20 protein-coding genes are annotated in these 18,531 nt (G+C 53.3%); 8 read left to right on the top strand and 12 right to left on the bottom strand.

Features of this window, described 5'->3' with window-relative positions:
- Nucleotides 1-41 precede the first annotated feature (41 nt).
- Entirely contained in the window at nt 42-761 is a 720-nt protein-coding gene (gene fadR, locus A6U95_RS19530) for a fatty acid metabolism transcriptional regulator FadR (RefSeq protein ID WP_021181184.1), read from the bottom strand.
- A 243-nt stretch (nt 762-1,004) separates the two neighbouring features.
- On the opposite strand from fadR, the gene nhaB reads away from it, so the two are divergent.
- The 4 genes from nhaB to A6U95_RS19505 all read left to right on the top strand — a co-directional run bounded on the left by nhaB (nt 1,005) and on the right by A6U95_RS19505 (nt 5,379).
- The gene (gene nhaB / locus A6U95_RS19525; protein WP_065685661.1) at nt 1,005-2,579 is read left to right on the top strand and encodes a sodium/proton antiporter NhaB; all 1,575 of its coding nucleotides are present in this window, start codon (nt 1,005-1,007) and stop codon (nt 2,577-2,579) included.
- Between the two features lie 122 nt (nt 2,580-2,701).
- Entirely contained in the window at nt 2,702-3,232 is a 531-nt protein-coding gene (gene dsbB / locus A6U95_RS19520; protein ID WP_021181182.1) for a disulfide bond formation protein DsbB, read from the top strand.
- Between the two features lie 669 nt (nt 3,233-3,901).
- Nucleotides 3,902-4,801, top strand: coding sequence for a Kdo hydroxylase family protein (locus A6U95_RS19510; protein WP_065685659.1), 900 nt, complete (start codon nt 3,902-3,904; stop codon nt 4,799-4,801).
- A 140-nt stretch (nt 4,802-4,941) separates the two neighbouring features.
- Entirely contained in the window at nt 4,942-5,379 is a 438-nt protein-coding gene (locus A6U95_RS19505; RefSeq protein ID WP_065685658.1) for a universal stress protein, read from the top strand.
- A gap of 202 nt (nt 5,380-5,581) precedes the next feature.
- On the opposite strand, the gene A6U95_RS19500 is transcribed toward A6U95_RS19505, so the two are convergent.
- The 4 genes from A6U95_RS19500 to A6U95_RS19485 form a co-directional block, all read right to left on the bottom strand.
- Nucleotides 5,582-6,028 carry a YcgN family cysteine cluster protein gene (locus A6U95_RS19500; protein WP_021181179.1) on the bottom strand — a complete coding sequence of 149 codons (447 nt, stop codon included), beginning with the start codon at nt 6,026-6,028 and terminating at the stop codon, nt 5,582-5,584.
- 212 nt (nt 6,029-6,240) lie between these two features.
- Nucleotides 6,241-6,897, bottom strand: a complete 657-nt coding sequence (locus A6U95_RS19495) for a fumarylacetoacetate hydrolase family protein (protein ID WP_024486626.1) — start codon at nt 6,895-6,897, stop codon at nt 6,241-6,243.
- 90 nt (nt 6,898-6,987) lie between these two features.
- Nucleotides 6,988-8,007: a lytic murein transglycosylase gene (locus A6U95_RS19490; protein ID WP_241810697.1), complete on the bottom strand. Its 1,020-nt coding sequence runs from the start codon at nt 8,005-8,007 to the stop codon at nt 6,988-6,990.
- A gap of 96 nt (nt 8,008-8,103) precedes the next feature.
- Nucleotides 8,104-8,376, bottom strand: a complete 273-nt coding sequence (locus tag A6U95_RS19485) for a YcgL domain-containing protein (protein WP_021181176.1) — start codon at nt 8,374-8,376, stop codon at nt 8,104-8,106.
- A 135-nt stretch (nt 8,377-8,511) separates the two neighbouring features.
- Here A6U95_RS19485 and minC point away from each other — a divergent pair, with 135 nt between their 5' ends.
- From minC to minE, 3 genes are read left to right on the top strand one after another with little or no spacing between them, the layout of a single operon-like run.
- Nucleotides 8,512-9,192, top strand: a complete 681-nt coding sequence (gene minC / locus A6U95_RS19480; protein ID WP_065685656.1) for a septum site-determining protein MinC — start codon at nt 8,512-8,514, stop codon at nt 9,190-9,192.
- A 25-nt stretch (nt 9,193-9,217) separates the two neighbouring features.
- Nucleotides 9,218-10,030: a septum site-determining protein MinD gene (minD, locus tag A6U95_RS19475; RefSeq protein WP_065685655.1), complete on the top strand. Its 813-nt coding sequence runs from the start codon at nt 9,218-9,220 to the stop codon at nt 10,028-10,030.
- 3 nt (nt 10,031-10,033) lie between these two features.
- A complete protein-coding gene (minE, locus tag A6U95_RS19470; RefSeq protein WP_021181173.1) occupies nt 10,034-10,303 on the top strand; it encodes a cell division topological specificity factor MinE in 270 nt (89 codons plus the stop codon).
- A 234-nt stretch (nt 10,304-10,537) separates the two neighbouring features.
- Here minE and rnd read toward each other — a convergent pair whose 3' ends face one another.
- From rnd to A6U95_RS19445, 5 genes are all read right to left on the bottom strand, one after another.
- Nucleotides 10,538-11,659: a ribonuclease D gene (gene rnd / locus A6U95_RS19465; protein ID WP_065685846.1), complete on the bottom strand. Its 1,122-nt coding sequence runs from the start codon at nt 11,657-11,659 to the stop codon at nt 10,538-10,540.
- 89 nt (nt 11,660-11,748) lie between these two features.
- Complete coding sequence (gene fadD / locus A6U95_RS19460) at nt 11,749-13,437, bottom strand: long-chain-fatty-acid--CoA ligase FadD (protein WP_065685654.1); 1,689 nt, start codon at nt 13,435-13,437, stop codon at nt 11,749-11,751.
- A gap of 230 nt (nt 13,438-13,667) precedes the next feature.
- Nucleotides 13,668-14,258, bottom strand: coding sequence for a Slp family lipoprotein (locus A6U95_RS19455; protein WP_065685845.1), 591 nt, complete (start codon nt 14,256-14,258; stop codon nt 13,668-13,670).
- 105 nt (nt 14,259-14,363) lie between these two features.
- Nucleotides 14,364-15,065, bottom strand: a complete 702-nt coding sequence (gene tsaB, locus A6U95_RS19450; RefSeq protein ID WP_065685844.1) for a tRNA (adenosine(37)-N6)-threonylcarbamoyltransferase complex dimerization subunit type 1 TsaB — start codon at nt 15,063-15,065, stop codon at nt 14,364-14,366.
- A gap of 72 nt (nt 15,066-15,137) precedes the next feature.
- A complete protein-coding gene (locus tag A6U95_RS19445) occupies nt 15,138-17,039 on the bottom strand; it encodes an ATP-dependent DNA helicase (protein WP_065685653.1) in 1,902 nt (633 codons plus the stop codon).
- 133 nt (nt 17,040-17,172) lie between these two features.
- Between A6U95_RS19445 and A6U95_RS19440 the strand changes: the two genes are divergently transcribed.
- Entirely contained in the window at nt 17,173-17,517 is a 345-nt protein-coding gene (locus tag A6U95_RS19440; RefSeq protein ID WP_021181167.1) for a RidA family protein, read from the top strand.
- A gap of 63 nt (nt 17,518-17,580) precedes the next feature.
- Here A6U95_RS19440 and mdtI read toward each other — a convergent pair whose 3' ends face one another.
- On the bottom strand, nt 17,581-17,910 hold the full coding sequence (gene mdtI / locus A6U95_RS19435) for a multidrug/spermidine efflux SMR transporter subunit MdtI (RefSeq protein ID WP_021181166.1): 330 nt from the start codon (nt 17,908-17,910) through the stop codon (nt 17,581-17,583).
- The gene (gene mdtJ / locus A6U95_RS19430) at nt 17,897-18,265 is read right to left on the bottom strand and encodes a multidrug/spermidine efflux SMR transporter subunit MdtJ (RefSeq protein ID WP_024528744.1); all 369 of its coding nucleotides are present in this window, start codon (nt 18,263-18,265) and stop codon (nt 17,897-17,899) included. Before mdtJ ends, mdtI begins: the two co-directional genes overlap by 14 nt.
- Nucleotides 18,266-18,531 lie beyond the last annotated feature (266 nt).

The raw sequence follows: 18,531 nt of genomic DNA, 5'->3' as shown, positions 1-18,531 counted from the left end.
GCAGCGCCCCTTCAACTCTCTGATTACGTGAATAACGCGAATTAACGACGCGCTTCGGTCAGATCGCTTGGCATAGTGCCCTGCATGCTCTGCCAAATGGCCCCACTCTCTTTACCGTAGTTACGCACGCAATCCATCACCTGATCGTACATCTTCTCATGGCACAGGCTAGACAGCTTGTTGTAGAAGGTCAGTGCGAGTTTGCGCGCTTCCGGGTTGGAGAAATAATAACGGCCAACGCGGGTATACAGCCCTTTCAAGCCATTGAGGATCAGGCCATAAATCGGGTTGCCCGAAGCAAAGGCCAAGCCACGGAAAATTTCATAGTCGAGCTGGTTGAAGGCATCCGCCTGATCGTCAACCAGCGCCGCTTTCGCCAACACTTCCTGCGCCTGCTCCGGGTGGTTACGCACCGCCGCACGGATAAAGATCGAGGCAATATTGGTCCGCACTGACAGCAGATTATCGATCAGCTGCGGTACGCTGTTGTGATCGAGCCGTGCCAGGGTTTCCAGAATATTAAGGCCGGAGGTTTCCCAAAAATTGTTCACCTTGGTCGGTTTGCCGTGCTGAATAGTCAGCCAGCCATCACGGGCCAGTCGCTGCAGAACCTCACGTAATGTGGTGCGCGTGACGCCAATCAGTTCTGAAAGCTCACGTTCCGCGGGCAAAATAGAGCCGGGAGGGAAGCGGTTATTCCAAATACTTTCAATAATATACTCTTCCGCGAAACCGGCAGGACTCTGCGCCTTTATAACCATGTGTTTGATGTTCCGTAACGACGATAATCAGTAATTGTAATCGGCAGATCATACCAGATCGCCGGGGCATCACATAGCGCGAGCCAAAAACAATAAACGAAAGTGTGCATAAGCTGGCAAAAAGATGAAAAAAACCACTTCGCCGAAATTTCAGGCTATTAGGGCTTCCTTGTTTGCATCAGCCCCACTGCCGTTGTTAGGGTATGACGAGCCAACTCACTTTAAGGTTTCGCAAAAACAAGCATGGATATGACAATACGCTCGGCATTGGTAAAGAACTTTCTCGGGGCGTCCCCCGATTGGTACAAACTGGCCATCATCAGTTTTCTGGTGATCAATCCCTTGGTATTTTTCCTGGTCAGCCCTTTCGTGGCAGGCTGGCTACTGGTTATCGAGTTTATCTTTACGCTGGCGATGGCGCTGAAATGCTACCCGCTACAGCCCGGTGGACTACTGGCCATTGAGGCTGTTTTGATCGGCATGACCAGCCCCGCACACGTCAGCGCGGAAATTGCCAGTAATCTTGAGGTGTTATTGCTGCTGGTGTTTATGGTGGCAGGCATCTACTTTATGAAGCAGCTGCTGCTGTTTGTGTTTACCAAACTGCTGCTGAACATCCGCTCAAAGATGCTGCTATCGCTGTCCTTCTGCGTTGCTGCTGCACTGCTCTCTGCCTTCCTGGATGCCCTGACCGTGGTGGCGGTAGTGATCAGCGTCGGCACGGGTTTTTATTCGATCTACCATAACGTCGCCTCAAATCAGAAAATCGATATTAGTGACGATAGTCGCCTGGAAGATGCCGACCATAAACAGACGCTGGAACAGTTCCGCGGCTTTCTGCGCAGCCTGCTGATGCATGCGGGCGTAGGCACCGCTCTCGGGGGCGTGATGACCATGGTGGGCGAGCCGCAGAACCTGATCATCGCCAAAAGCGCCGGATGGGGCTTTGGCGAATTTTTCCTGCGCATGACCCCCGTCACGCTGCCGGTGTTCGTTTGCGGTCTGTTGGTTTGCCTGCTGGTGGAACGTTTTGCGGTATTCGGCTATGGCACCAAACTGCCGGAACAGGTGCGTAGCGTACTAAAAGAGTTCGATCGCCAGGCAACGGCCAAGCGTAGCCGCCAGGAAAAGATGAAGTTGGTGGTACAGGCGTTAATCGGCCTCTGGTTGGTCATTGCCTTGGCCTTCCATCTGGCGGAGGTGGGCCTGATTGGCCTCTCGGTGATCATTTTGGCAACCTCACTGTGCGGCGTAACCGATGAGCATGCGATCGGCAAGGCTTTCCAGGAAGCCCTGCCCTTTACCGCGCTGCTGACGGTGTTCTTCACCGTTGTGGCAGTGATCATTGAACAGCAACTGTTTACTCCGGTGATCCACTATGTGCTACAGGCACCGCCGAGCTCACAGCTTTCCCTGTTTTATCTGTTCAACGGCCTGCTCTCTTCCGTTTCTGATAACGTTTTTGTCGGTACGGTTTACATTAACGAGGCTCGGGCGGCACTGGCGGACGGAGCAATCTCACTGCAACAGTTCGAACTGTTGGCGGTAGCGATTAACACCGGCACCAATCTGCCTTCGGTGGCTACACCCAACGGGCAGGCTGCTTTCCTGTTCCTGCTAACCTCAGCCCTGGCACCGTTGGTACGTCTGTCTTATGGCCGTATGGTCTGGATGGCATTGCCTTACACAGTGGTGCTGACCCTGGTCGGCCTGCTGTGTGTGCAACATACCCTGGCACCGGTAACGGACCTGTTTACCCAATGGCAGTGGTTAATGCCGCTACCGCTTGACGCGGTGGCCCCAATCGCTGCACATTAGCCGCCATAACCGTCCCTACAAACGACGATATTTTTCACTGAATCGTCGTTAGATAGCTGGCAGCGGGGATGAATTGGTTTACACTGCCGGTTCAATTGCTTACTGCATGGAAGAATATAGATATGTTGCAATTCTTTAACCGCTGCTCGCAGGGGCGCGGTGCTTGGCTGTTGTTGGCTCTGACTGCATTGGTACTGGAGTTGGCCGCCCTCTATTTTCAGCACGTGATGCTGTTACAGCCTTGCGTAATGTGTATTTACGAACGTGTCGCGCTGTTCGGGATTTTGGGAGCGTCGCTGCTTGGTGCATTGGCACCAAAGTCGCCGCTACGCTATGTGGCGATCCTACTGTGGATATACAGCGCCTGGGAAGGCCTGCAGTTAGCCTGGAAACACACGATGATCCAGCTGCATCCATCGCCGTTTAATACCTGTGATTTCTTTGTCAGCTTCCCATCCTGGCTGCCGCTAGACAAATGGGCGCCTGCGGTGTTCCACGCTTCGGGTGACTGCTCGGTGCGTCAGTGGCAGTTCCTGTCGTTGGAAATGCCACAGTGGCTGGTGGGGATTTTTGCTGCCTATTTGCTTATTGGGATTGTGGTTCTGCTCAGCCAATTTGTCCGCCAGCGTAAACGCGATCTGTTTGGCCGCTAACGCTAAAACATCGCAAAAACGGCGCCTTAGGGCGCCGTTTTTTATTGCTACTGACACCCTGTCACCAGGTTTACCGAGTAGGGCCGCTGCATGCTGCGCCCGTTTGGATAATCAATGGCATCTTGTGTGGTAGGCAAGCAACATCAGGTATGGGTAAAGTAATACACGAGCACGATCAGTACTCCGGCCACGGCAAACAGGCGTACCATCTTCATCATCACATTCTCATCACAGGCGGAGGTGCCGACAAGCTACCTAAGATTTTGTTTAAAAAGAAGCGTCCACCAGGCGATTACGACGTAATTTACATAACATTAAGTTTTGTTGCGGTTCCCCGCCGATATATCGCCCAATCTTTGGCAATTCATCCCTTTCAAGCACAGATATATTGGCTACACTTAATCACTGACTGGCCGTTTTCCATTCACCGCATTAATACTTTAGGGCGGATACTAATAAAATGATGACATATATAAGCCACGCCCCTCATCCGCCCTGATTTATTTACCCTCTCGTTTAACTTCTGTTTAACCTTACCACCCGGTTAGCACGCTATTTCGGCTATGCTCTGCATGATAAAACGCCTACGTCTACCAAGGTTGCAGGCGCTCAACCACTGAACAGTCGCAGCCAATAAGATAGACAGGGTATTTTGAGCAAGGGATCACTATGTCAGAAAATAAAATCAATCTGCAATCAACCATCACGACGCTGCCCTATTTAGACTGGAATGCTACCTCCTCTGCTACTCTGGATGCCGTAGCCGAGCTGGAAAGCGGCAAGGTGCTCTATTTCCCTCATCTGGCCTTTAATCTGACCGACGCGGAAAAAACCTTACTCACCCCAGAGTTGGTCGATCCAAAACGCAAAAATATTAGCTACCAGCCAGAACAGCAAAAGCTGACGGGAGTTGCGGTTGAGTCCAAACGCGAAGCGGTACATAAATTACTGGCTCGGCACTATCAAGCCTGCCAGCATTTAATCAATTCCGTCCTGCCCGAATATCGGCACGCAGTGCAAATGCCCACCAATAGCCTGCGCCTGCATCCGATATCCGCCTGGACAGCAACGACCTCATGGCGCAAGGACGACCGCCGCCTGCATGTGGATGCGTTCCCTTCGCGCCCCAATTATGGCAACCGTATTTTACGCATATTCACCAACATCAACCCTCATGGTGAAAGCCGCCAGTGGCGCGTCGGGGAGCCGTTCCCGGAATTGGCGCAACGTTTTCTGCCACGCCTGAAGCGTTACTCGCCCTTTGCCAGTTGGTTGCAGGATAAAGTTGGCATTACCAAAACGCGCCGTAGTCACTACGATCACCTGATGCTGCAAATGCACGATGCGATGAAGGCAGATAAAGACTACCAGGAAAGCGGCCCCCAGCAGGCGGTTGAATTCCCCCCAGGAAGCAGCTGGATCTGTTTTTCCGATCAAACCCCCCATGCCGCCATGGCCGGGCAGTATATGCTGGAACAGACCTTTATTTTACCGGTGAGTGCCATGAAAACCCCGCAGCATGCGCCGCTGAACGTCTTGCAAGAGTTGTTACACAAGCCATTGATATAGAAAGCCTGGCTTTTCAGCCGATCCGCAGGTTATTCGCTGGATCGGCCATAACTTCGATCTGTGTCACCCCATTTGGGCAGCAAATTTGGTATATTAATCACGCAGTAGTATGCACATCACCTACTCATTATGGAGGTTGTATGTACAAGACTATATTAGCGCCCATTGATTTGGCTGAAATCGAGTTAACACAGAAAGTCATTCCCACGATTAATTCACTGGCAAAAATCGATTACCCGCATATCCATTTCTTCGCCGTACTCTCCCCTATGCTCTCTTATTATGAATATGGGCTGTCTCACCCAGAGCGCTTGCTGCCCAGCGATGATGAGCGGATACAGATTGCGCTGGCGGAGTTAAAGAAAGCCGTGACGGCGTTTGATATTCCGGAAGGCCGAGTGCACTGTTCGGTAGAGATTGGCGCGCCACGGGATCGGATTTTGAATTTTGCAGATGAGATCAACGCCGATTTGATCGTTGTCGGTTCACGCAGACCAAGTATCACTACCTTCTTGCTTGGCACAACGGCATCATCCGTCGTCAGGTATGCCAAAACCTCGGTCTTGGTGGTGCGATAAGCCTACGGTCCAGACAGCCTTTAATACCGCGACACCTTAAGCTTAAGACAGGTGGGAGTCATTGCAGGTTAACCGACCGTTGAGCGCAGGGATGCGCGATACAAGTCCCATGGACGGGTTCACGGCGTGTCGGCGTTCTGCATGACTCCCACCTGTAACACTATTCAATACAGCTAATTAGCTTATTTACACATACCATCACTTACCTGGCCCAGCTAGGTTTGTTGAGAATGTGGTCCTGCCAATCCACGACTTCGCTTTCACGCACCGCGATATGGCGTACGGTAATGCGCTCACCGTGCATTGCCGCTTTTGATCCGCTGACCAACGGGTGCCAGTCGAACAAGGGTTTACCCTCGCCAATAAGGCGATAGGCGCAGGTTGGCGGCAGCCAGTCGAACGTGGTGAGGTTTTCGCGCGTCAGCTTGATGCAGTCTTCTTCCAACTCAAAGCGGCGCTCGTAGTTGCGGCACTGGCAGGATTTGATATTGAGCTGATCGCAGGCCACGTTGGTGAAGTAAATCTCATCGGTATCTTCATCGATCAGCTTGTTCAGACAGCATTGCCCACATCCGTCGCACAGCGATTCCCACTCTGCCTCAGACATTTCGTCCAGCGTCTTCTGTTGCCAAAAAGGGAGTTGTGACATATCGACTTCCGAAAATAGGTAAATGAACAAACCACCTGCAAGCAGGTTCAAGGGGGCACACTATATAGACACTCAGCGCAAAAGGAAACGTTTCCCCGGCTGCCCCTGCCTGCCGCAACGACATCCAACGTGGATAGTTACAGTGTAAGGTACCAAAGAGGTTTCTGCCTGCAACACCCAGAAGGCCCGACAGGCAGAAAAATAAAGCGGGATTAAATCACTCGGGTGCTCAGGGTCTTACCGTTAAGCGAGATTTTCAGCATATCGCCGGAAACCATTGGCCCAACCCCTTGAGGAGTACCGGTCAGAATGATGTCGCCCGCACGCAGCGTAAAGAAACGGCTCATATAGGCAATCAGCGGCAAAATGGGGTTGATCATATCGCGAGTATTGCCCTGCTGGCGCAGTTCGTCATTGATCGACAAAGACAGCTCGGCATTTTGCGGATCGCCAAATTCAGCCACGGGAATAAAGCCGGAAATCGGGCAAGAGCCATCAAATGCCTTGGCTTTTTCCCAAGGTTGACCCGCCTTCTTGAACCCTGCCTGCAGATCGCGCAATGTCAAATCCAGCGCCACTCCATAACCTGCAATGGCACGGGCCACGCGATCTTCATTGGCCTGCTTTAACGGGGTGCCAATCAGCACCGCCAACTCGACTTCATGATGAATCGACCCCAGCCCCTTGGGGATCGCTACCGGTTGACGAATATCACACAATGCCGTTTCAGGTTTGATAAACAACACCGGCTCAGGCGGGGTGACACTCCCCATCTCCTTGATGTGATCGCTGTAGTTGCTGCCTACGCAAACCACTTTGCTTACCGGGAAATCAAGCAACGCTCCTTGCCAGTCTCTATGTTGATACATACCGCCTCTCCCAACCACAGTGTAGGGGCCAGATAACCTCAGCCCATGATACGTAAGGGGTGCCATTCAAGGCACCTGGTAGTTACCGACCTATTGACCGATACCGTCGGCCATCATTCCCACGCTGATCGCGAAATAATACGAACGATTCCAGTGCATGAGAGTACGGAAGTTATCATAAACCAGGAATGCGCGTCCTTGCATATCATCTGGAGCAATCACCCAACTACGCAAGCCAGAGGCTGGTAAAGGTGAACCATCCGCTAACACCACTCCTTTAGCCGCCCACTGTTCCTCGCGATGTCCCTGGGCGTCTTTCAACCCCAACTGTTCAGCATTGAATTGCGCGGGCAGTTTGACTTCACGGCCCCAACCAACCCCAGGCTGCCAGCCTTCGGTAGCCAGGTAGTTGGCGGTGGAGGCAAACACATCGTCAAGATTATTCCAGATATCTATTTTACCGTCATCGTCCCCGTCAGCGGCATAGGTCAAAAACGAGGTTGGCATAAACTGGCTCTGCCCCATCGCCCCCGCCCAGGATCCTTTCAGGTTGCCCGCATCAACGTGGCCCTGCTCAATAATCTTTAAGGCCGCCATCAGCTGTTTGGTAAAGAACGCTTCGCGCCGGCCTTCAAACGCCAGCGTCGCCAACGCAGAAACGACGTCTTCCTTACCCTGTATCTTGCCAAAGGCGCTTTCCAAACCCCATAGCGCGACAATGTATTGTTCTGGGACGCCATAACGCGCCGTCACTCGCGCCAGCCGTGGCTGATATTGCTGACGCATCTCGCGGCCCCGCTGGAGCTTCCACGCGGGCAGCACACGGCTAAGGTAATCATCCAGTGTGATTTTCTTCTCCAACTGATTGCGATCGGCATTAATCACCCGATCGACAAAATGCGCGTTGGCAAAGGCGTTCTCAACGGTAGCCGCAGGTATACCCTGCTTGATGGCCCGCCGCTTCAGTTGCTCCACATAGGCCGGGAACTCCGCCGGATCACGCCCGGTTTCTGCCAGCGTGCTCCCGGTTGGCTGCGTAGCTGGCGCGGGAGCCGCCACCACCTGTTTAACGCAGCCAGCCAAAAGGAGCAGCGTTAGCATCATCGACATCTTCTTCATGATTTTCCCTACCTGTGACGACCTGCCGCCAGATGCAGATGATGCTTAAAAGCTGGCGTTAACACAGGGTTGAAAATCGACGCCCGGTTATTTTTTGGCGTCAGACAAATGAAGGTTTAATAGGTTTTCCACCGGCGGTGGGAACTGCAGATAAAACCCTTCCTGTTTTAGGGCTTCTTTCACCTTCTCGATATCCGCTGAGGCCAATTTCTTACGCCCATCGAGCGACAGCATCATGGCATACTGCGGAGTGCCAAAACTTTTCATCAGATCTTCCGGCACCCGAGAGAAATCGTCCTTTTTTTCGACATAAAGATAAGTCTGATCGCGCTTGGCACTTCTATAGATGACACAAAACATTTTTAAAACTCTATTTAATTGAGGCAGCGTCTTGCCTGGATATAACTCTGACTATAACATGCTTATAGTACTTCGGAATATCGCACCCCGAGTGGTATTCCGGGGATTTAAGTTGCTGAGACTGAGTCAGGATAGATGTCACAATCGCCAATTGAGCTAAAAGGCAGCAGTTTTACCCTATCGGTGGTTCATTTACATAATTGCGAACCCGAGGTAATACGCCAGGCACTGCAAGAAAAGGTGGAACAAGCGCCAGCTTTTCTCAAAAATGCCCCTGTTGTTATTAATGTTGCAACGCTGAACGGCGACGCAGACTGGAAAGAAATTCAACGGGCTGTCACTGCGGCTGGGCTGCGCGTGGTCGGCATCAGCGGTTGCAAAGATGAGCGGCAGAAACGGTCCATCGCCCGCGCCGGTTTGCCACTGCTCAATGAAGGCAAAGGCCAGAAGGCGGCACCGCCAGCCCCAGTGCCTGATAATGCTCCAGCCAAAACGCGCATCATCAGTACTCCTGTCCGTTCAGGTCAACAGATTTACGCCCGTAACAGCGATTTGATCGTCACCAATAGCGTCAGCGCCGGTGCCGAACTGATTGCCGACGGCAATATTCATATTTACGGTAGCATGCGTGGCCGTGCACTGGCTGGCGCCTCTGGCGATACCCAGTGTCAGATTTTTTGCACGCACCTGGGTGCTGAGCTAGTCTCTATCGCAGGGCAGTACTGGTTGAGCGATCAAATCCCGTCCGAGTACCTCGGGCAGGCAGCAAGGCTCAGCCTGTTGGATAATGCTTTAACCATACAACCTTTAAATTAAGCCCTTTTGACAAGGAATCCATTTCATGGCACGCATTATTGTTGTTACATCGGGTAAAGGGGGCGTTGGCAAGACCACATCAAGTGCGGCCATTGCGACCGGCTTGGCCCAGAATGGCAAGAAAACCGTGGTGATCGACTTTGATATCGGTCTGCGTAATCTTGACCTCATCATGGGGTGTGAGCGCCGGGTAGTTTACGATTTCGTGAACGTTATCCAAGGTGACGCCACGCTGAACCAGGCGTTAATCAAAGACAAGCGCACCGACAACCTCTACATTCTGCCCGCTTCGCAAACCCGTGACAAAGACGCACTGACCCGTGAAGGCGTCGAAAAAATCCTCAGCGATCTTGACGAGATGGCCTTCGAATTTGTGGTTTGCGACTCACCTGCAGGGATCGAATCCGGTGCCTTGATGGCGCTGTATTTTGCCGATGAAGCCATCATCACCACCAACCCGGAAGTGTCTTCAGTACGTGACTCCGACCGTATCCTGGGCATTCTGGCTTCCAAATCGCGCCGGGCCGAGAGAGGGGAATCCCCGATCAAGGAACATCTGCTGCTAACCCGTTACAACCCAGGCCGCGTCAGCCGTGGTGACATGTTGAGCATGGAAGACGTGCTGGAAATCCTGCGTATCCCGCTACTTGGCGTGATCCCGGAAGATCAGTCGGTATTACGTGCCTCTAACCAGGGTGAACCTGTTATTCTTGATAGTGAGTCCGATGCCGGTAAGGCCTATGACGATACCGTTCACCGCCTGTTAGGGGAAGAACGCCCGTTCCGCTTCATCGAAGAAGAGAAAAAGGGCTTCCTGAAACGCCTTTTTGGGGGATAAACCATGGCTCTGTTAGACTTCTTTCTGTCCCGCAAAAAATCAACAGCCAGTGTAGCCAAGGAACGGCTACAGATTATCGTCGCAGAACGTCGTCGTGGGGACAGCGAACCCCACTATCTGCCTGATTTAAAACGCGATATTCTAGCGGTAATTTGTAAATACATTCAGATCGACCCCGAAATGCTGCACGTGCAATTCGAGCAGAAAGGGGACGATATTTCGGTACTTGAACTTAACGTGACGCTACCGGAATCGGAAGAAACACCTAAATGATTGCGATGCAATGAGTGCCTCCTGTATATTTTTATACAGGGGGTCACTGTATATTCGTCCAGTTATAAACGCGCCCGCAAAAATAAAAACTCCGCGCTATTGAGACAACTCTCAGTTCTTTTTGACACCACTTTCTTTATGGTGAATGCTGGCGATTAAGATTTTCTTCGCTTTATTTTTAGCGAGATGAAACGGAACAGTTTGATTTAAACTGCCCCGCCTGATCTTTAACGATTAATAATCCTGTAGGATTGCCTGCAACGGCGCGGCTAATAGCTCACCACGCCAACCACTGATTAACTCAGGCAGCGACTCGCTCTCTTTCAATTTCCAGTGCCAATTCAGCAACTGGTTAATCTGCCGCCGCGAAGCCAGCAGTTCGACGCTAAGGCCACTCTGCTCACTCACCAACGTAATGGCAGCCTTAATCTCCTTGAACACTTTCTTATAGCCAGGATGATCGACCAGGTTACTCAACGGTGCCGGCAAGGCTGATTCTTCCAGAGCATTCGCTTGCGCCACCAGCGCCACCAGGGTTTTGCCATGATAGCGGATCTCCGGGCCACTCAGCCCCAGCGCCTCCAGTTCACCCAGTGAACCCGGCATATAGCGCGCCACGGCCCACAGGTTCTCTTCACGCACCACAAAGTTCACCGCCAGATCGCGTTCGCGCGCCTGACGCAGGCGCCATTCAGCCAATTTTTGCAGGCAAGCCAACTGGCGCGGACGTAACTGCCAGGCATTGGTGATTTCGCGATAGGCCAATTCCGGCGCCAGCGCCTCACTGCGCCGTTGGCAGAGCAAACAGCATTCGTTATCGGCTGCCGCGGTCCAACCCGCCTCCTCGGTCTCCTGCACCAGCTGCTTGGCCATTGGCAACAGGTAGAACACATCAGCCGCGGCATAAACACATTGACGCTCGGTCAATGGCCGAGCCAGCCAGTCGGTACGCGATTCACTCTTATCGAGATCGACCTGCATATACTCCGTCACCAGCTTGGCAAAGCCACAGGACAGCGTATGGCCGCTGAAGGCCGCCAGGATTTGGGTGTCGACCATCGGCGTCGGCAGCGTCTTGAAAGCGTTCAGAAACACCTCCAGATCCTCGCTACCAGCGTGCAGGAATTTCACGACGGCAGTATCGGCCAGCAGGTCGATAAAGGGTTGCCACTGCTTGATGGGGAGCGGATCGATCAGGGAAAGTTGTTCACCATCATATAACTGGATCAGGCCTAACTGCGGATAATAGGTACGCGTGCGGACGAACTCGGTATCCAGCGCCACCTGGGCGTAGTTTCTTGCCTGCTCGCAGACCTGCTGCAATCCGGCGTCGGTAGTGATCAACTGATAATTCAAAACATCATTCTCTTGGTCGTTTTCATGATTCAAACACAACAACGCCGGCTATTCACCGGCGCTGTTGAAAAGGAGCAGTAACGATTAGCCTAGGCGGCATCCGCAGCCTTGGGCTTTTTCTGTTCGTCACGCAGTTCCCGTCGTAAGATCTTGCCGACGTTCGACTTCGGCAACTCGTCACGGAACTCAACAATTTTTGGCACTTTATACCCTGTCAGGTGCCGACGGCAATGGGTTAGCAGCTCTTCTTTGGTGAGTGTCTGATCTTTCTTCACCACACAAATCTTCACCGCTTCACCCGAAGCATCGCTGGGTACCCCGATGGCCGCACATTCCAGCACTTTCGGATGCTGACTAACGACCTCTTCGATCTCGTTCGGATAGACGTTAAAACCAGAAACCAGGATCATATCTTTCTTACGGTCAACGATGCGGATAAAGCCCTCATCATCCACGGTAACGACATCCCCGGTCGCCAGCCAGCCATCGCGCAACACTTCGTCCGTCGCCTCAGGGCGTTGCCAATAGCCTAACATAACTTGCGGCCCTTTAACCCAAAGTTCACCGGGTTGACCGACCGGCACATCTTTACCGTCATCATCCACCAACCGGATATCGGTAGATGGCACCGGCAGGCCGATGCTGCCGCTGTAGTGTTTCAAATCATGCGGGTTGCCAGAGACCAGTGGAGAGCACTCCGTCAGCCCATAGCCTTCCAGCAAATGATGGCCGGTCAACTTTTCCCACTTTTCCGCCACCGACCTCTGCACCGACATCCCTCCGCCAACGGAAAGCCGCAGCGTGGAGAAGTCGAGCTTCTGGAAATCTTCATTGTTCAAGAGCGCATTAAACAGGGTATTTACCCCGGTCATGGCGCTGAACGGATATTTTGCCAGCTCCTTCACCAAGCCCGGAATATCACGTGGATTGGTGATCAGCAGGCTACGGCCGCCTAACTCGATAAACAGTAGGCAGTTCACCGTCAACGCAAAGATGTGATACAGCGGCAAGGCGGTAACCACCAACTCCTGCCCTTCACGCAGTAACGGCACATAAGCCGCCTTGGCCTGTACCAGGTTGGCCTGCATGTTGCGGTGGGTCAGCATCGCGCCTTTCGCCACGCCGGTAGTACCGCCGGTATACTGCAGGAACGCCAGATCGGTATTGATAATATCTGGCTTCACGTATTGCAGGCGGCGGCCACGCTGCAACGCACTGCGAAACGAGATGGCATCCGGCAGATCGTACTTGGGCACCAGCCGCTTGATGTACTTCACCACAAAGTTGACCAACGTGCCTTTGGCTGCGGAAAGCTGATCGCCCATACGGGTCAGAATGACGTGTTTAACCTGGGTTTTGAACACCACCTTTTCCAAGGTATGGGCAAAATTGGAAACGATGACAATCGCGCTGGCACCGCTGTCGTTCAGTTGATGTTCCAACTCACGGGGGGTATACAGCGGGTTGACGTTAACCACCACCATCCCCGCCCGCAAAATACCGAACAGAGCGATCGGGTATTGCAACAGGTTGGGCATCATCAACGCCACGCGGTCGCCCTTCTTCAGCCCCAACTCGTTTTGCAGGTAGGCGGCAAACGCTCGGCTGCGCTCTTCCAGCTTGCGGAAGGTCATCACCTCACCCATGTTGATAAAGGCGGGTTGATCCGCGTAACGGGCAACCGCATTCTCAAACATTTCGATCAGGGATGAGTATTGATCGGCATCGATTTCTGCCGGAACATCCGCCGGGTAACGTTTTAACCAGACCTTTTCCAAGCTATTACTCCTGAAATCATTACTAATTATCATCGTAGCCCCCAAAATTGCAGCCAAACTTTAACAATATTTTAACTCAGCGTACCAGTTTGGGTTTTAAACAATATTCAGGTTGCGATGTACGTCACTAATTGCCGACGCAACCGCACAACAAAAAAAGTTAAGGCGGCCATTAAGCCGCCCTAAAGTATAAAAACCATCCTACTTGCCGAAGCCTCAGATCTGCGTCCTTACTCCGTAACGAAAGTCTGCACCTGTGCCGGACCTGGATTATACCAGCCATAACCCCCGCCCCAACCTGGGCCCCATGGGCCATTATGCCAGCCCCAAGGCCCCATCGGCTGTGGTGGCATCACAATCTGCTGAGCGATGCGCCAACGCTTGAAACCGGTCGCATCCATGGTGACAAAGCGGTAAGGCGTCATGCCAATCTTACCGTCCCGTAGGCCGGTGATCGGCCCAACCACGGTGACCAGTTGCCCTCTGAAGTCGACCGGATCGAGGAAGCCGTTAACCGAGGCCAGCAAACGGCCTTGCGAAGGTTCTCCCAATATCGGGCGAGCGCCAGAATCCAGCGGCACCGCCGCAATCTCCAGTATGGTACGCCCACGCTCATTAGCCACCGCAACCACGGTACCGCCGAAGCGTGCCTCCGCACCGGTAAACTGTTTCGGCGCGTTTTGCACCATTGACAGTCGATCGACCGGCGTTGGGCTGGTGCCTTGGATAGCATCCGGAATGGTCACACAACCAGAGAGCGCCAACACGCTGCTTGCGATTGCCAGCGTTAACAGCTTTTTACTCACAGTACGGGTTAAGATCATCGCAATCTCCTGAATTAGCTGTAACTTCGACAACGTTCATCAGTGCAAGTTGCAGGCGGACCTGTTTTCTATCGGCGGCAACTTTAGATTAACTATAGGAAACTATTCGCGTCCCGGTAGCTTCTTCCAGGTGACTTCGTTACGCAAATAGGTCGGCTCAGCATTTTCCACGTTGACCGCCAGACCTTGTTGCCAGGCTTGTAGCGCCAGAGGCAGCATATCTTCGGCCTGCGGCAACAGCATTTTCCCGTCGGTAACGTTCAGTGAGGAACCAGCAACCAAATCTGGATAGGTTTGCCACCCGGTACCCACATGGGCCCAATCGCCTTGCAAGTGCTGCGCACGCTCCAGAGCCTGCTGTGGAGACAGCACCGCCTCCCCTGCGCTTTCGAGCCACTGGCCGTCAAGCTGGCGTTCAAACTGGCCCCAGTAGACCTCGCCCATACGGGCATCGATCGCTGCCAACACTCGTTGTGCACCCGTTATGCGCCAAGCACCTTGCGCCATGGTTTGCAACGTGGAAATCCCGAGCATCGGCAGTTCGGCGCCGAGCGCCAACCCTTGGGCAATACCAATACCGATACGCACGCCGGTAAAGCTCCCAGGGCCACGGCCAAAGGCCAAGGCATCGAGTTGTGAAAGGGATAATCCAGATTCGGCCAGCACCTGCTGCACCAGCGGCAAAATGCGCTGGGTGTGCTCGCGTGGGCACAGTTCAAACAGGGCGTGAACTTCGCCTTGATTCCAGATAGCGACAGAACATGCTTCCGTCGCCGTATCGATCGCTAAAATTCGCGTGGACATGCCAAACCTCAGGCGGGAAATATCAGTGGTTTCATACAGGGCGCGCATTGTAGCACACCCCGGAAGTCACGCCTATTCACCCTTGAGGAAGGCAATAGCCTGCGCCAGATCGCGGGTACGCGGCGTTGGCGGCAGGCTGTTGAGGAACACCTCACCATAAGGACGCATCACCAGGCGGTTATCACAAATCACCAGCACGCCCCGATCGTCAGTATCGCGGATCAGACGGCCAACCCCCTGCTTGAGCGTAATCACCGCATCCGGCAGTTGCACGTCGTTGAACGGGTCACCACCGCGTAAACGGCAATCTTCAATGCGCGCCTTCAGCAAAGGATCGTCCGGCGAGGTAAACGGCAGCTTATCGATAATCACGCAGGAGAGCGCATCACCGCGCACGTCCACCCCTTCCCAGAAGCTGCTGGTTGCCACCAGTAACGCGTTGCCCGCTTCGACAAACTGCGCCAATAGTTGACCCTTGCTGGTTTCCCCTTGCAACAGCACCGGCAGCGTCAAGGTGGCGCGGAACTCTTCGGCCAGCTCACGCATCATCTGATGCGAAGTGCAGAGGAAGAAACAGCGGCCCCGGTTGGCCTCAATCATTGGCCGCAGCATTCGGGCCAGCTGACGTGCGCCACCAGGTTGATTCGGCGAAGGCAGGAAACGTGGCACGCATAGCAGCGCCTGATTGGCATAGTCAAACGGGCTGGGTAACAATAGTGTTTTGGCCTTATTCAGCCCCAAGCGATCGGTAAAGTGGCCCATTTGCTCATTCACCGACAGCGTTGCCGAGGTGAAAATCCAGCTGCCCGGCTTTTCATCCAGCATCTCGCGGAAGCGGTCTGATACCGTCAATGGCGTCAGCGCCAACACAAAACTGCGTGAGTTACATTCATACCAATAGCTGAAGCCGGGTTCGTTAACCTCTTTGAGCCGCTTAAGACGGGTGCGGAACTGCGTAGCACGCTCGAAGGCGGCATCCAGCAACGCCGAACGGCCAAGGGAAAGCTTGACCACGTCGTAACACAGTTCCAACGCATCATCGAGCAGCAGCAAGGCGCGCTGGACGTTAGGTTGAGAAAGCACCTCACGAAGGTTGCCGCGAAAACCCGGTTCCCCCAGCGCTAAACGGAAATCCTGCGTACTCTGGCTAAGGCGATCTGCGCTCTTTTGCAACTGTGCGCTATCGCGTACCTCGGTGCGGTAGGCAATGGTAATGTCTTTGGCCAGATCCAACAGTTGGCGGCTGGTCAGCTGCTTGCCGAAGTATTGGCTGGCGATATCCGGGATCTGATGCGCTTCGTCGAAGATCATCACGTCCGCTTCCGGGATCAGTTCGGCAAAACCGCCCTCCTTGACCACCATATCCGCCAGAAACAGATGATGGTTGACCACCACCACGTCGGCATCCATTGCCCGGCGTCGGGCCTTGACCACGAAGCACTCTTTATATAGTGGGCAATCGCTTCCCAGACAGTTATCGTTGGTGCTGGTCACCAATGGCCAGACAAAGCTGTCTTCCGCCACATCGCTGCACGAGCTGATATCCCCTTCTTCCGTCAGGGTTGACCAACTGCGCAGCCGCACCAGATCGATCAGCGTCTGGCCAGCCAGTTCGCCACCGGCCATGGATTGCTGCTCCAGACGTTCCAGGCACAGATAGTTGGAACGCCCCTTCAGCAGCGCCAGCTTGCCTTTATATTTTAATGCCTTGGCCACGGTGGGCAGATCGCGAGCGTAAAGCTGATCCTGCAAGGCCTTGGAGCCGGTGGAAATAATCACCTTGCGCTTTGAACGCAGCGCCGGTGCCAGATAGGCGTAGGTTTTACCGGTGCCGGTTCCTGCCTCGACGACCAGTTCCTGTTTGAAATTGATGGCTTCCGTTACCGCCTCTGCCATCAATCTTTGCGGTTCACGGGGTTTGAACCCTTTAATTGCCTGCGCTAGTGCGCCTTCTGGTGCGAAATCGTCTGCCACGCTATCTCTCTGCCGGTATCATTCAGCGGTGATTATGCCAAGCCTGCCACGCCGCTACCACCGACTTTATCCACACACACATCCGTTCCCGGCTGTGATACGCTTATGACGTTGATGATAAGGAGATAATTGCATGAATATCGAACGAATTGATCCGGCACAGCGCTGGTCAGAAGCGGTGATCCACAATGACACCGTTTATTACACCAGCGTCCCGGAAAATCTGGACGATGACGCTACGGCGCAAACCGCCAACACCTTGGCCGCTATCGATGTGCTGTTGGAGCGAGTGGGTTCGGACAAGAGCCGGATTTTAGACGCCACCATTTTCCTGGCCAACGGCGATGATTTTGCCGCCATGAATGCCGCCTGGGATGCCTGGGTTGTTGCAGGCAGCGCGCCGGTACGTTGTACCGTAGAAGCGCGTCTGATGAATCCTAAATACAAAGTTGAAATCAAGATCATCGCAGCGCTGTAAAATAAAAAACCGCAGGTCATACCCTTAATCCAAGAGTTGATACCTGCGGTTTTTGTTTGGCTGTTAAGCCAGTTTGATGATGACCATCCCCGTCAATAACAGGGCCAGCCCCATCCAGCCTTTGGCATTGAGCCGTTGACCGAACAGGATCCAACCGGCAGCGATGGTGGCAGCAATACCGAAACCGCCCCACAGCGCATAAGCCACCGAAAGATCGATGCCCTTCACCGCCTGCGCCAGCGCACTGAACGCCCCTAATACCGACACCAGAGACAACAGCCCCAGCCAAACTCGGCTAAAACCGTTAGACATCTTCAGAAAGATGTTGGCCACAATCTCCAGTACGATGGCCAAAGCCAGAAACCCAATGTGGTACAACTCAAGCTGTTGCATGGTTGTCACCTCGTGGGCTGACCTGTTTTCGTGGCTTGCGGGTGCCAGATTTCACCAGCAGGATCCCGGCAATCAACGCCACCAGACCCAGCACTTTCAGCGCAGAGATTGGCTCATCAAACAGCATCACGCTAAACAGGGTAATAAACAGGATACCGATCCCTTCCCATAAGGCGTAAGCAACGCCCAGGGCCACACGTTTTACCGCTAATGACAGCATGATGTAAGACAAGGTGATCATCACGTACATGACGATGTGTCCGGTCATACCGCCGCTGACGCTAGCGTATTTCATGGACAGGGTGCCGATAATTTCGGCGGTAATGGCAAAGCCTAAAAAGATCCAATAAATCATAATTTTTCTCCCAAACGGCGAATCACGCACGCAAAGGCGTATTTATCCCAATCTATCTCATCAAACAGGCGCACGGCGGCGCTTGAGATATAGAAATCTCTGGGGATAAACCTACCCAAACGTATTAAAGAAGTTTGCCCGGCAATGCCAAACGACGGGATGCGAACCCAGTCATCAGCACCGGTTAAGGGAGAAAGACGCTATAGCTCGCTACACCAGTGATGCTCACTGGCAAGAATGGCAGAAAGGAAAAGTTGGCAACAAGA

Source organism: Serratia sp. 14-2641, assembly GCF_001692375.1.
In the GTDB taxonomy this organism is placed as follows: domain Bacteria; phylum Pseudomonadota; class Gammaproteobacteria; order Enterobacterales; family Enterobacteriaceae; genus Chania; species Chania fonticola_C.
Note: the sequence above shows the minus strand (reverse complement) of the source record. Positions and strands in the feature narration are given on the sequence as shown.

Coding starts and splice junctions, on each gene's coding strand:
- mdtI (WP_021181166.1), bottom strand. CDS start 17,910: ATGCAACAGCTTGAGTTGTACCACATTGGGTTTCTGGCTTTGGCCATC.
- A6U95_RS19440 (WP_021181167.1), top strand. CDS start 17,173: ATGAATATCGAACGAATTGATCCGGCACAGCGCTGGTCAGAAGCGGTG.
- A6U95_RS19495 (WP_024486626.1), bottom strand. CDS start 6,897: ATGTATCAACATAGAGACTGGCAAGGAGCGTTGCTTGATTTCCCGGTA.
- fadR (WP_021181184.1), bottom strand. CDS start 761: ATGGTTATAAAGGCGCAGAGTCCTGCCGGTTTCGCGGAAGAGTATATT.
- A6U95_RS19490 (WP_241810697.1), bottom strand. CDS start 8,007: ATGTCGATGATGCTAACGCTGCTCCTTTTGGCTGGCTGCGTTAAACAG.
- A6U95_RS19505 (WP_065685658.1), top strand. CDS start 4,942: ATGTACAAGACTATATTAGCGCCCATTGATTTGGCTGAAATCGAGTTA.
- tsaB (WP_065685844.1), bottom strand. CDS start 15,065: ATGTCCACGCGAATTTTAGCGATCGATACGGCGACGGAAGCATGTTCT.
- A6U95_RS19510 (WP_065685659.1), top strand. CDS start 3,902: ATGTCAGAAAATAAAATCAATCTGCAATCAACCATCACGACGCTGCCC.
- nhaB (WP_065685661.1), top strand. CDS start 1,005: ATGGATATGACAATACGCTCGGCATTGGTAAAGAACTTTCTCGGGGCG.
- minC (WP_065685656.1), top strand. CDS start 8,512: ATGTCACAATCGCCAATTGAGCTAAAAGGCAGCAGTTTTACCCTATCG.
- mdtJ (WP_024528744.1), bottom strand. CDS start 18,265: ATGATTTATTGGATCTTTTTAGGCTTTGCCATTACCGCCGAAATTATC.
- A6U95_RS19485 (WP_021181176.1), bottom strand. CDS start 8,376: ATGTTTTGTGTCATCTATAGAAGTGCCAAGCGCGATCAGACTTATCTT.
- dsbB (WP_021181182.1), top strand. CDS start 2,702: ATGTTGCAATTCTTTAACCGCTGCTCGCAGGGGCGCGGTGCTTGGCTG.
- minD (WP_065685655.1), top strand. CDS start 9,218: ATGGCACGCATTATTGTTGTTACATCGGGTAAAGGGGGCGTTGGCAAG.
- minE (WP_021181173.1), top strand. CDS start 10,034: ATGGCTCTGTTAGACTTCTTTCTGTCCCGCAAAAAATCAACAGCCAGT.
- A6U95_RS19500 (WP_021181179.1), bottom strand. CDS start 6,028: ATGTCACAACTCCCTTTTTGGCAACAGAAGACGCTGGACGAAATGTCT.